This is a genomic window from Enterovirga aerilata (assembly GCF_013044135.1).
GTDB lineage: Bacteria > Pseudomonadota > Alphaproteobacteria > Rhizobiales > Beijerinckiaceae > Enterovirga > Enterovirga aerilata.
Window position 1 is genome coordinate 117869 of record NZ_JABEPP010000003.1, and the last position, 12783, is coordinate 130651.

At 65.1% G+C, this 12783-nt stretch carries 12 protein-coding genes; 7 read left to right on the forward strand and 5 right to left on the reverse strand.

The features are described from left to right. Positions 1 to 4 precede the first annotated feature (4 nt). The 3 genes from HJG44_RS10525 to HJG44_RS10535 are packed head-to-tail and all read left to right on the forward strand — an operon-like array spanning position 5 to position 3783. Positions 5 to 820: an aldolase/citrate lyase family protein gene (locus tag HJG44_RS10525; protein ID WP_171218338.1), complete on the forward strand. Its 816-nt coding sequence runs from the start codon at positions 5 to 7 to the stop codon at positions 818 to 820. Between the two features lie 54 nt (positions 821 to 874). Continuing rightward, positions 875 to 1888, forward strand: coding sequence for a TRAP transporter substrate-binding protein (locus HJG44_RS10530; RefSeq protein ID WP_171218944.1), 1014 nt, complete (start codon positions 875 to 877; stop codon positions 1886 to 1888). A gap of 35 nt (positions 1889 to 1923) precedes the next feature. Continuing rightward, positions 1924 to 3783 carry a TRAP transporter large permease gene (locus HJG44_RS10535; protein ID WP_171218945.1) on the forward strand — a complete coding sequence of 620 codons (1860 nt, stop codon included), beginning with the start codon at positions 1924 to 1926 and terminating at the stop codon, positions 3781 to 3783. A 334-nt stretch (positions 3784 to 4117) separates the two neighbouring features. Here HJG44_RS10535 and HJG44_RS10540 read toward each other — a convergent pair whose 3' ends face one another. The 5 genes from HJG44_RS10540 to HJG44_RS23675 form a co-directional block, all read right to left on the reverse strand. Then, entirely contained in the window at positions 4118 to 4489 is a 372-nt protein-coding gene (locus HJG44_RS10540; RefSeq protein WP_171218339.1) for a hypothetical protein, read from the reverse strand. Positions 4490 to 4547: 58 nt separating this feature from the next. Further along, on the reverse strand, positions 4548 to 5774 hold the full coding sequence (locus tag HJG44_RS10545; RefSeq protein ID WP_246736179.1) for an ABC transporter substrate-binding protein: 1227 nt from the start codon (positions 5772 to 5774) through the stop codon (positions 4548 to 4550). Positions 5775 to 5909: 135 nt separating this feature from the next. After that, on the reverse strand, positions 5910 to 6980 hold the full coding sequence (locus HJG44_RS10550; RefSeq protein ID WP_171218340.1) for an aromatic ring-hydroxylating oxygenase subunit alpha: 1071 nt from the start codon (positions 6978 to 6980) through the stop codon (positions 5910 to 5912). Between the two features lie 186 nt (positions 6981 to 7166). Next, the gene (locus tag HJG44_RS10555) at positions 7167 to 7916 is read right to left on the reverse strand and encodes a helix-turn-helix transcriptional regulator (RefSeq protein WP_171218341.1); all 750 of its coding nucleotides are present in this window, start codon (positions 7914 to 7916) and stop codon (positions 7167 to 7169) included. Positions 7917 to 8085: 169 nt separating this feature from the next. After that, complete coding sequence (locus tag HJG44_RS23675; protein WP_171218342.1) at positions 8086 to 9039, reverse strand: 2Fe-2S iron-sulfur cluster-binding protein; 954 nt, start codon at positions 9037 to 9039, stop codon at positions 8086 to 8088. 203 nt (positions 9040 to 9242) lie between these two features. On the opposite strand from HJG44_RS23675, the gene HJG44_RS10565 reads away from it, so the two are divergent. From HJG44_RS10565 to HJG44_RS10580, 4 genes are all read left to right on the forward strand, one after another. Beyond that, positions 9243 to 9608, forward strand: a complete 366-nt coding sequence (locus HJG44_RS10565; RefSeq protein ID WP_171218343.1) for a Rieske (2Fe-2S) protein — start codon at positions 9243 to 9245, stop codon at positions 9606 to 9608. Continuing rightward, a complete protein-coding gene (locus HJG44_RS10570) occupies positions 9595 to 9933 on the forward strand; it encodes a hypothetical protein (protein ID WP_171218344.1) in 339 nt (112 codons plus the stop codon). The genes HJG44_RS10565 and HJG44_RS10570 overlap by 14 nt, the downstream gene beginning before the upstream one ends. Before the next feature lie 18 nt (positions 9934 to 9951). Beyond that, positions 9952 to 11226, forward strand: coding sequence for an amidohydrolase family protein (locus HJG44_RS10575; RefSeq protein ID WP_171218345.1), 1275 nt, complete (start codon positions 9952 to 9954; stop codon positions 11224 to 11226). 74 nt (positions 11227 to 11300) lie between these two features. Continuing rightward, positions 11301 to 12767, forward strand: coding sequence for an aldehyde dehydrogenase (locus HJG44_RS10580; protein WP_346767160.1), 1467 nt, complete (start codon positions 11301 to 11303; stop codon positions 12765 to 12767). The last annotated feature ends 16 nt before the right edge of the window (positions 12768 to 12783 follow it).

The following is a 12783-nucleotide window of genomic DNA, read 5'->3' on the forward strand; positions in this document are numbered from 1 at the left end:
TCGAGTGAGGCATCGTCGCGGTCTTGCGGAGCTCCGGCGCCTTGGACGGCCGGCCATCGGGACATGGTCTCAGATCGCCTCGCCCGAGGCGGTGGATCTGGTTGCCGGAGCCGGGTTCGACTTCACCGTCGTCGATTGCGAGCATGGCGCCTTTGGGCTCGAGACAGCGGAAAACTTGATCCGGGCCTGCGACGCGAACGCCATCGTCCCGATGATTCGGGCACCGAGCCATGATCCTGGCTGGATCAGCAGAGCGCTGGACGCCGGGGCCTGTGCGGTGATCGTCCCGAACGCCCGCACTGCGGAGGAAGTCCGGGCGGCGGTTTCTGGGACGAGGTTCGGGGCGAGAGGGCGCCGAGGCGCCTGCCCGTGCGTTGCTGCGGCCGACCAGTACACGAGAGATTGGCCCAGCTTCGAGGCGGAGCAGAACGAACGGGATCAGATCATCGTCCTCGTCGAGACGCCCGAGGCGGTCGCCTGCCTCGAGGAGATTTGCGCGGTGGATGGTGTCGCCGCCGTCGCGCTCGGCCCGTTCGATCTGTCGGTCACCTATGGCCGTGGCGGAGACTTCCGGAACCCGGAACTGGTTGCGGCGCTGGAGCGGACCATAGCCGTGGCCCAGGCGGCCGGCGTCGCCATCATGGCCCCGATGCTCGGCATGGATCCGGCCCATGTGCGGATCCAGGCTGCGAGCTACGCGGCCAGAGGCGTCGAATTTCTCACGGTCGGCACCGACAAGATGCTGTTCGCCGAAGGGCTGCGGACATACGCGACCGCCCTCCAGGGCGAGCGAAAAGCGGCGGTCTCGGCCGCCGCCTAGGGCGAACGCGTGAGACGGGTGGGTGGAAACGGGAAGCAAAAGAGGGGAGGGACTATGGGAACGTTGCATCGGAGAGCTCTGATCGCTGCGGGCGCGGCCGCAGGTCTAAGCGCGGCCATTCTGCCGAGGCGAGCGCAGGCGGCCGAGTTCACGTTGAAGCTCGGCTGCGAGCCCAATCCCGATCATCCTGTGGTAATCCAGATGATGAAGGCCGCCGAGGCGATCGGGCGCGACTCGAAAGGCCGCGTCGAGCTCAAGGTGTTTCCAGCGAGCCAGCTCGGCAGCGCGACGGACATGCTGAGCCAGGTCCGCTCGGGAGCGCTTGAATTCTACGCGACCGCCGGCATCCAGCTCGGCCAGCTGGTTCCTGTGGCTCAGATCAGCAGTCTCGGCTTCGCCTTTGAGGATTACAGCAAGGTTTGGGCGGCGATGGACGGCGATTTGGGCGCCTACGTCCAGAAGGAGCTTTCGCGTTCCTCGCTGATTGCCTTCGAGAAAGTCTGGGACATGGGCTATCGGCAGATCACCAGTCGCGACCGGCCTATCGAACGGCCGCAGGACCTCGAAGGATTCAAGATCCGCGTTCCGGTGAGTCCGCTCTGGACCTCGATGTTCAAGAGCTTTGGCGCCTCCCCTACCAGCATCAGTTTTGCCGAACTCTACAGCGCGCTTCAAACCAAAATCGCGGACGGGCAAGAAAATCCGATCTCCAACATCCACTCGGCTCGTCTCTACGAGGTCCAGAAGTACTGCTCTCTGACGAACCATATGTGGGGCGGACTGCATTTCCTGGCCAACGCGCGGATATGGCGCTCTCTTCCGACGGACGTGCAGGAGATCGTGACGACGCGCATCAACGCGGCCGCCGTGGCGAGCCGAGCTGACACGCTCGCCGCGAACACGGAATATCGCTCGTTGCTCGAGAAGCAGGGAATGGTCTTCAACCAGCCGGACCTGGCACCGTTTCGCCAGAAGCTCACAAGCGCCGGCTTCTACAAGGAATGGCGCGAGAAGATGGGGTCCCAGGCCTGGGGGCTCCTGGAGAAGTATTCCGGCCCGCTCGCCTGACGCCGTTGCTTCCTGTTCGTGCCGGGTTAGCGTCCATGACAAGCACACTCGTATGGGAAGGTCCGAGGGCCGAGACCAAATCGTCCCTTGGCGCCTGGCTCGTCCGCTCAACGGAAGCCGTCGCCGCGATGCTCCTCCTGACCATCGTGGCGCTTCTCGTCGCCGGGGTGGTCTCCCGATACGGTTTCGGGCGCCCGATTGTCTGGATCGACGAGGTTGCATCGATCTGCTTCCTCTGGCTGGCGATGATTGGCGCGGTGTTGGCCCTTCACCGCAACGAACACCTTCGTCTGACGCTGTTCCTGTCCATGATGCCTTCGGGGCTGCAGCGTGCGCTTAAGGCACTCGCTCCTCTGACCGTCGCTGCTCTCCTGGCGGCGCTCCTGCTTCCGGCGGTGCACCATGCCTGGGACGAGTGGGTGATCACGTCTCCCTCTCTTGAAATCCCAAGCACGTACCGGGTAGCGGCGATCCCTCTCGGCATCTGCGGCATGCTCGCCATTGCCCTCCGACAGGCGGTCCGTGAGGCGGGCACGCGCGACCTCGTCGCCGCCTCGCTTTTCCTCGCCGTGATCATCGGCGTCCTCTGGGTGTCGTCGCCATTCTTGGTCCGGCTAGGCAACGTCAAACTGGCGCTGTTCTTGGTCGTGTTCGTTGGCGCCTGTCTGGCGGCCGGGGTGCCGATCGCCTTCTGCTTCGCCGTCGGGACCGTCAGCTATCTGGCCTTCTCCACGCATATACCCACCGTCGTCATGATCGGGAGGATGGATGAGGGGATGTCGGCGCTGATCCTGCTCTCGGTGCCGGTCTTCGTCCTGCTCGGCTGCCTCCTCGACACGACGGGCATGGGCAAGGCGATCGTCGATTTTCTGGCCTCGGCGCTCGGCCATGTCCGGGCCGGCATGTCTTACGTCCTGCTAGGGTCCCTCTTCGTCGTGTCCGGCATTTCGGGCTCAAAGGTCTCCGACATGGCGACGGTGGCGCCCGCGCTCTTTCCGGAGATGAAACGGCGCGGCCATTCCCCGCGCGAGATGACAGCCCTCCTGGCGACGGGCGCAGCCATGGCGGATACGGTTCCGCCTTCCATCGTGCTTATCGTGCTCGGCGCGGCGGCCGGTGTCTCGATCGCCGGGCTCTTCACGGCCGGCTTCACCGTCGCGCTCGTGCTGTTGATGGCGCTCGCGATCCTGGCTCGCTGGAAGAGCCGGCGCGAGAACATGGCCGGCGTCCGCCGCCCTCGAGCAAGCCTGATCGGCCGGACCTTGCTCGCGGCGGCGCCCGCGCTCGTGCTGCCTTTCCTGATACGCTGGGCCGTGGCCGATGGGGTGGCTACGGCGACGGAGGTGTCCACCATCGCGGTCCTGTACGCCTTGTTCATCGGGATCGTCCTCTACGGAGGCGTAGGGTGGCGCACCTTTTACGGCATGCTGGTGGAGACCTCGGCCCTGACCGGCGCGATCCTGCTCATCCTTGGGACGGCGCTGGCCATGGCCTGGGCCATCACTCAGGCCGGCGTTGCCCAGGACATCGCGTCGTTCATGACGGGACTGCCGGGCGGATGGATGACCTTCATGGCCGTGTCGGTCGTGGTATTCCTGGTGCTCGGCTGCATCCTTGAAGGCCTGCCCGCGATCGTGCTGATGGCACCCCTCATGTTCCCGATCGCGAAGCGGCTCGGGATTGATGACATCCACTACTCCATGGTCATCGTGACAGCGATGAATATCGGGCTGATGGCGCCCCCGATCGGCGTCGGCTTCTATCTCGCCTGCCGCATCGGCAACGTCTCCCCGGACGAGGTGGTGGTAGCAATCTGGCCCTATCTCCTCGCTCTGCTTGCAGGTCTGGCCGTCATCGCAGCTGTTCCTTGGTTGTCGCTCGCCTTCATCGGCTGATTGTTCGATCCCGGGTTTCGGTCGCGCCGGAGTGGAAGCAAAAGCGCGGTGGGCGGGTCCTGTGTGGGAGTGTCGCGCCCAGCCGGCGGATAGTCGCGGTACGTGTCGAGCTTCGACCGCTTCGGCTGGCCTGCTCCGGGACGCGCGCAGGTCCTGGCCACGGCATGCACACTTTCCGCCATCTTACGGCAGAGACCTCGCGTCTTTCGATTCAGCCCTGAAACCCTCTCGAGCCGAACCGCTGAACCTGCTTGTCTTCTGACGTTCCCAGGCTGTCGGGAGAAGATCGGCCGGTACCGGCGAGTCGCGAGCTCACCGGCAGGCCGCAGGCCGATCAGGATGCGCTCTGTTCCCGGGCCCATCGGAAGATTGCCGCCACTAAGGCCTGGACGAGCGAGGTCTCATGCTCCGCTCCGACCTCCCCGAGCCCGCCCCCATCCGGCTCTGCGAGGATCAGCGTGGCCGCATAGGGGCCCCCCAGGGACGTGAAGCTCAACCGAAATCCGTGCAGGCGCTCCTGGCCGACGACACGATGCGCGAGGTCGAGCGCGGCATCAAAGAACTGCCGGGTCGCCAGCCGCTCTTCGATCTGCAGCGGCATCGGCGCGGCAAGCTGCGCCCAGGCCTGCCGCACCGCGCGGGCATCCTGCTCTTCGGGCGAGCCCTCCAGGCCAAGCCCGCTCGCCCCAATTCCACTCGCGATCATGCCCAGGTGCTCTCCGTCCGATGGCGGCTCGATCGGCCCGCGGGCCGGTCCTTCGCGCTCAGTTGCTCTTCGCCACCAGCGGACACTTGCTCTCGGTCAGCGGGCGGAACGACTTGTCGCCCGGGATCGTGTCCACAACCTTGTAGTAGTCCCACGGCTCCTTGCTCTCCTCGGGCTTCTTGACCTCCATGAGATAGGTGTCGTGGATCAGGAGATTGTCCTCGCGGAGCTTGGCGTTCCGCGCATACATGTCCTCGATCTTCATGCCGCGCATCGCCGCCAGCACGTCTTCCGCCTTGTCGCTTCCGGCCTTTTCCATCGCCTTGAGGTATTGCAGCACGGCTGAATAGTCGGAAGCGTGCGTCATGGTCGGCATGCTGCCCATCTGCTTGAAGTAGCGCTGCGCCCAGGCGCGGGACTTCTCGTCCAGGTTCCATTCCCAGTCGCTCTGCACGACGAGACCCTGCATCGTCTTGAGGCCGAGCGCATGGACGTCGGTGATGAAGACGAGCATGCTGGTCATCTTCTGCTTGGATGAACCGAGAAGGCCGAATTCGGACGCGGCCTTCAGGCTGTTCACCATGTCAGCGCCGGCATTCGCGAGCGCGACGACCTGCGCTCCGGATTGCTGCGCCTGGAGAATGTAGGACGAGAAATCGGACGCTCCGACGGGATGGCGGACGCCCCCGACCATCCTGCCGCCGGCGGCGACCACCATCTCGCCGATCTCCCGCTCGAGCGCGTGGCCGAAATTGTAGTCCGCCGCGATGGTGAACCACTTCGTCGCGCCGCTCTCCAGGAACTTGCGCGCCGTCGCCTTCGCCTGCGCGTAGGTGTCGCTGCGCCACTGGACCGTGTAGGGCGAGCACTGCTCCATGTTGAAAGCTGAGCTCGCGGCATTGCTGGCCAGAAAGACGCGCTTCTTCTCCCGCGCGACCGCGGAGACTGCGAGCGAGGTACCCGAACTCACCACGTCGGCAATCGCGTGGACGCCTTCGACATCGAACCACCTGCGGGCGATGGCGGCCGCGATGTCCGGCTTCGTCTGGTGATCTGCCGAGATGACCTCGATCGGCCGGCCGAGCACCTTCCCGCCCATATCCTCGACCGCGAGCTTGACGGCGACCACCGCACCTGGCCCGGAATTGCCCTGGTAGACCGACGACATGTCGGCGATCACCCCGATCTTGATAGGTGCCTGGCTGCTGCCCTGCGCCTGGGCGAGGCCCGCGGCCATCAGCATTCCCGCGGCCGCCATCGGGCCGACCAACCTGATCTTGATCATGCGTTTCCCCTCATGCTCTTGTGTTTGGACGGCAGAATCCGCTGCTATTCGACACAGAACAGCAACGCTGATCGCGCGCGATTAACCCGCTCCTCATCGGCAAATGAAGAGACGAAAAATATCGCCCGCAGCTCGTCAGGCCGCGCGTCCTGTGCCTGCCTGCAATTCTTCCTGCTCCTGCCGGACGAGACCGTCCATGATGCGCTTGTACCGCACGGGTCCGACGTCGATTTCGAGCAGGCAATACTTCAGCGGATACGGTGCTGTGTGCATCACGTTCTGCTGCGCGCGAATGATGCCCTGGTCCTGCTCCTGGAACGCGATGCGGCGCAGGTCGGAGACCTGGCGCTGGATCTCGGTATCGAGGGGCTCGCCCCAGGAGCGCGGATTCTGCCGGACCGCCGCAAACAGGTAATATGTCGTCTTCTCGGTTTCCGGCGTGAGGAAATGCATCCCGAAGAAGCCGGTCCCTTCGGCTCGCGGCGCACCCGGCTCCGTCACGCCCGTGTCGTTGATCATGCAGCCGGGGACGTCCCAGCGCATGTCGGCCCACAGGTCCACCTGCCCGCCGTCGCGCTTGTAGAGGAGGTCGTAGAGGCCCGGCGCCGGGACGTTCGGGACGGAGCGCCCGACGAAGACGGTCGTCCCCTTCTGCTCGATGGTCAGATTGGCCTTGATCGTATGCTCGCTGCCGAGGATGCCCTCGTGCACGACCGCCGTATGGCTGAGATCAAGGAGGTTGTCGGTGATCAGCTCCCAGCTCGCCTCCATGAGGATCCAGTCGCGCTTGCTGACCAGGCGTCCGCTATCCGGGTCGAGGAGGCGGAAATCCGGGATGAGCGCGGGATCCGCCTCCTTGTCCCCCATCCAGATCCAGATCAGGGAATGCTTCTCGTGCAGCGGGTAGCTGCGCACCTTCATGGCAGGCGGTATCCGTCCATTGCCGTGCGGGTTGTGAACGCAGGCCCCGGACCCGTCGAATTCGAGCGCGTGGTACGGGCACCGCACCCGGTCGCCATGCACGATCTTGCCCATCGAGAGCGGAGCGAAGCGATGGGCGCAGGCATCCGCGATAGCCGCGGGACTTCCGTCCTCCCGCCTGAACATGACGATCGGCTCGTTGAGAAAGGTGCGCGATACGAGCTTGCCGGCCTCGAGGTCCTGAGACCACAGCGCGACGTACCAGGTATTGCGCAGAAAGCTCATCCCAAGTTCCCTCCTTCGAGAGCCGCGCAGGCATTCGGATTCCGCGCGAGCCGCTTGTGAGCGCGTGAGCGCTTCTCCCGCCCGGATCAGAATGGAATTGGTTCAGGTCCAGGCCACGCGATGTTGCCGGAGGGCGGCAAAGCGGCAAGTCACGCGAACGCGTGACAAGCCGGAGGCCGGAAATGTTCAGATGTCGCGGTTCCGCCGGAGGATGAGGGCGAAAAGCTCGTTCTGCGACGTGATGCCGAGCTTCGCATAGGCGCGCCGGCGGTAGGTGCTTACCGAGTGGAAGGAGAGACCCAGGTCGAGCGCGACGGCCTCGTTCGAGAAACCGAGCAGGACGCGGGCGCAGACGGCAGCCTCCCGCTGGGACAATGTCTTGCCGCCGTTCGGCATCTCGAGAAGCGCCGTCAGGCCGGCGACGTCGGGAGCGGGCGGCCTGCTCACGAGGGCGAGATGGCGCTCGAGCGCGGCCGCGAGGACCGGCTTCATCGCGTCGATGCGCGCGACCTCATCGCCGCAGAAGAAGCCGTTCCGACGGTCACGATACAGCGTCAGGCAGATCGCCTGGCGGGGCTGGCGCACGATGATGGACAGCTTGCCCGCAATGCCCGGCCCCACGAACAGGCGCTGTGCGTACTCGCTCTCGGCGATCTCCTTGACGGCGATCGCCCGCATCTCGACCTCGCGCCGCTCCGAGGGGGCGAACATCGGCCAGAACGGATCGTGCCGGTGGAAGTGTCGAATGTAGTCCTTGACGAGCGTATGCACGCAGCCGTCCGTCCGGTTGTCCTGCGCGACGAGGGCCTCGATCGGTCGGTCGGGCTCGAACCGGTTCAGAACGACCTGGCGGACCGACATCTCGCGGCAGAACACGTCGAACAGAGCAGCCCCGAAATCAGGGCTTCCGATGCTGAGTATCAGGTTCTCGAGCATCCCGCTTCGACCCGCTCACGTGCTCGCGCGAGCCGGCACGGTGTCGGCGCGGGATGGCCTTGGCGCAGGTGCCTCGTCAGCCATGGACGATCCTCCTTCGACTTCCTCCAGCTTGGGGCATCTTCGCGCCCTTGCATATCGGCCTTGGCCACCTCGTGCCGCAGGGCGCTCAGAGATCGAGAACGAGCTCCCGGTCAAGGGACCGTGACACGCAGATCAGCATCGTGTCTCCGGCGGCATGCTCCTCGTCGGACAGGAACAGATCGCGATGCTCCGGTCGGCCGGAAATGACGCCCGTTTGGCAGGTTCCGCAAACCCCCTGCTCGCACGAGGTCGGAACGACGATCCCGTTCTCCGCGAGCACCTCGACGATGGTGCGGTCGGGGGGAATCTCGAAGCTCCGTCCGCTCCGTCCGAGGACGACGCGAAAGCCATCCGCCTGCTGGTCGGGCATGGCTGCGTCGTTGGAGAAGTACTCCAGGTGCAGCGCGAGATCCGGGTGCCCGGCCACGAGCTCGCGCGCAAGCGTCATGAAAGGGGACGGACCGCAGACATACACATGCGTTCCGCGCGGCTGTCTTGCCAGCATATCCGCGAGAACGTCGCGCACTGCAGGTGGCTCCAGCCCGACATGGAGGGCGGTGCGGGCCCTGAGCGATGCCCCGGAAAGTTCGTCCAGGAACGCCATCTCGCTTCGGGAGCGCCCGAAATAGCCGAGCTCAAACGAGCCTCCCGACGCAGCGAGGTGCCGCGCCATCCCGAGGATCGGCGTGATGCCGATCCCGCCCGCAAGGAGCAGATGGTGCTTGGCTCCCGGATCGAGCGGAAAGTTGTTGCGCGGCGGACGGACCGCGATCTCTTCGCCTTCGCGGAGCTCATGCACACGCCGGGAGCCGCCGCGCGATGTCGGCTCCAGCTTCACGGCGACCCGATAGGTCCCGTCCCAGCCCACCGTGTTGACGAGCGAATAGGGGCGGATGAGCGACGGCCCGAGCTGCAGCTCGACATGCGCGCCCGGTGCGAACGGTGCGAAGTCGGAGCCGCCGGCCGGGACCAGCTCGAGCGAGCGTATGCCGACCGCCTCCTCCCGCACCTGTGCAACCCGCGCGGCCTGCCATGTCACTGAGCGTGTCCTCCTCGATCTCGGCTCCCCGGGGTGACCGAAGAGCCCTAGTATAGACCGCCGCCCGCCTCGCCCGGTGTCACACTGGCATGCGACAGGGTCCCATTTCCTGAATTTTGCTCATGCAGCGGTGACGATTGCTCGTTTGCGCGGCCGCGGCGCACGGGACATTCCATTCGCCCCGAATGGCCCAGAGGACAGGGATGCCCGAAATATTCGTTGCCAGATCCGAAGATCTTCCCGAGGGCGGCCGCGTCTTCGTGACGGCAAACGGAAACCAGATCGGGGTTGTGCGGGCCAAAGGCCAGCTTCACGCCTATCTCAACATCTGCCCTCACCAGGGGGGGCCGGTCTGCGAGGGTCTGATGGTCCACCGCGTCGAGGAGATCATCGCCGAGGACAAGACCTACCAGGGCATGCGCTTCAGCGAGGACGACCTGCACATCGTCTGCCCCTGGCACGGCTGGGAATTCAATATCGAGACAGGGCGCTGCGCCGGCGACGGCCAGCACGGCCTCAAGCGTTTCCGGACCGAGGAGCGAGCGGATGGGATCTATGTTGTTGTCTGAGGCGGCCGTGCTCTCCTCCGCCGCGCCGATGCCCTCGCCAGAGCATGTCGCCACCCGGGCCGGCGAGCTCGCGCGCGACCTCGAGGCCCTCGTTCATGCTGGCCGGTCGGTCGACCTTCCGGATGCCGCCATCCAGGATCTCATGTCCGCGCTGGTCGCGACCTATGGGGCCCGCTTCGATGCCGGGCTGCGGCAGCCGCCGATCGAGGAGAACCCGACGATGGGGGCGACCGCCGTCCTCGTTACCGCTTCCGCCCTGCTGAAGGCCGCCAGTCTCGAGATCTTCGAGCTCGGGATGTGGCAGTCCTGGTCGGGCACCCGCTGATACTCTGAGGTTTTTTCGATGCTGTTCCGTTCCAGCACGCCCGCCTTCGACATGAACATCGAAGGCTTCCATACCGGTCAGCACCTCGCCAATGCGCGCAAGCAAGCCGACATGCGCGGGCTCGATGACGTCCTGGTCGTGGACGTCGACTGCCACCATTACGAGACCGACAACTTCGCCGAAATCCTCGAATACATCGAGGATCCGTCGCTGAAGCAGGTTGCGCTGAACACCTACGCCTACAAGGGGCCGAGCGCGGTCCTGTACGACCAGCCCGGCTACCAGGATCTCGGTGGGCGCGTCACGCGCTACCTCGAGCGCAAGGGCGAGAAGATCCCGGAGGATGGGCGGCCCCGCGAGGTCGCGCAGACACTGCGCTGGATGGATGCGCTCAGCGTCGACTACGCCTGCCTCTTCCCCACCCCGATGCTCTTCCTCGGCCTGCATCCGCAGCCGGAGGTCGAGGTGAACATGGCGCGCGCCTATAACCGCTGGATCACGGACAACATCCTGCCGGCGAACAAGCGCCTGCGCTCGATGCTGTACCTGCCGTTCAACGATCCCGATGCCACCTACAGGATGGTGCAGGAATACGGGAAGAAGGACGGGGTGATCGGCTTCATGGTCGTCTCGACCCGCTACAAGCCGGTCTACGACAACGCGTATATGAAGACCTACGCGTTGCTCGAGGAGATGGGCCTGCCCCTCTCCTTCCACGCGTCCTATCACTGGAACGACCAGCTGGTCTCGCTGACGAACCGCTTCATCACGGCGCATGCGGTCGGTTTCACGTTCTTCAACGCTGTCCATTGCGCCAACTGGGTGGTGAACGGCCTCCCCGAACGCTTTCCGAAGCTGAAGGTGATCTGGATCGAGTCGGGGCTTGCCTGGATCCCGTGGCTGATGCAGCGGCTCGACAACGACTATCGCATGCGCACTTCGGAGGCCCCGGCGTTGAAGAGGCTGCCGAGCGAGTACATGCGCGACATGTACTACACGACGCAGCCGATGGAGATGGTGAACAACCACAAGGCGCTTGAACTCACCTTCGAGATGATCAACGCCGACACGCAGCTTCTGTACTCGTCGGATTACCCGCACTGGGACATGGACCTGCCGTCGACGATCTGGGACCTGCCGTTCCTGAGCGAGCAATCCAAGCGCAACATCCTCGGCCTGAACGCGAAGCGAATCTTTGGCCTCGACGTGTCGGATCGCTTCCCCGAGAACCACGGGCGCGCCGCATCGCCGCTCGTCGACACCTGGCGGCAGGATGTCGTGCCGGCCGAATAGGTCGGCACCCAGCCGACAACGCGAAATCAAAGGGGGAGACGTCCATGCTCGACCAGGCCGAGCGCCCAGCTTCGATCGAACGATATTCGATGTTCATCGACGGCCAGGAGGTGCAGGACGCCTCCGGCCGCACCATCGAGAGCCTCAACCCGTATAGCGGGAAGCCTTGGGCACTCGTCCCGGACGGGTCCGAGGCGGATGTGGACCGGGCGGTTCGGGCCGCCCGGCACGCCTTCGACAAGGGTCCGTGGGGGCAGATGACGGCGACGCAGCGCGGCGCCCTCCTGCGCAAGCTCGGCGACATCATCGCGCGGGATGCCGAGGAACTCGCGACGATCGAGTCGCGCGACAACGGCAAACTGTACCGCGAGATGCTGGGACAGTGGAAATACATCCCGGAATGGTTCTACTACTATGCCGGTATGGCCGATAAGCTGCAGGGCGACACCATCCCGTCAGACCGGCCGAACTTCTTCATCTATACGCGGCGCGAGCCGATCGGCGTGGTGGGCGCGATCACGCCCTGGAACTCGCCGATGCTGCTGCTGACCTTCAAGCTCGCGCCGGGGCTCGCGGCGGGCTGCACCTTCGTCGTGAAGCCGTCCGAGCATACGCCGGTCTCCACGCTGGAACTTGCAAAGCGGATCCAGGAAGCGGGATTCCCGGCCGGCGTGTTCAACGTCGTGACCGGAATGGGGAAGATCGGTGCCGCGCTCGTGAGCCATCCTGACGTCGACAAGATCGCCTTCACGGGCGCGACCGAGACCGGTAAGGTGATCGCGGCGGCTGCGGCCAAGAACCTGACCCGCGTTTCGCTGGAGCTGGGCGGAAAGTCGCCCAACATCGTTTTCGACGACGCCGATCTCGACGTTGCCGCCAACGGGGCGATCGCCGGCATATTCGGGGCCACCGGTCAGACCTGCATGGCCGGCTCGCGCCTCCTCGTGCAGGAGAGCGTCCACGACCGCCTGCTTGAGCGAATCGTGGAGCGCACGAAGCAGATCCGCCTCGGCGATCCGATGCACGAGGACACCGAGATGGGCCCGGTCTCCAACGAGCCTCAGCTCCGCAAAGTGCTGGAATACATCGATGTGGCGCGCGCGGACGGTGCGACCTGCGCGTATGGCGGGGGCCTCGATCCGACGCTGGGCGGCTACTTCGTCCAGCCGACGATCTTCTCGAACGTCACGAACGACATGCGCATCGCGCGGGAGGAGGTCTTCGGCCCCATCCTCAGCGTGATCAAGTTCAAGGACGAGGACGACGCCGTCGAGATCGCGAACGATACCCGCTTCGGCCTTGCGGCGGCGGTATGGACGCAGAACGTGCACCGGGCGCACCGCGTCGCGCACCGGCTCCGGGCCGGCACGGTCTGGGTCAATGCCTACCGTGTCGTCTCGTTCGCGGCGCCGTTCGGCGGGTTCAAGGAAAGCGGTCTTGGGCGCGAGAACGGAATGGATTCCATCCGCGAGTTCACGGAGACAAAGTCCGTCTATGTCGAGCTCTCCGGAGCCCCCCGGGACCCGTTCAAGCTCGGCTGATCTAAGCGGCAAGCTG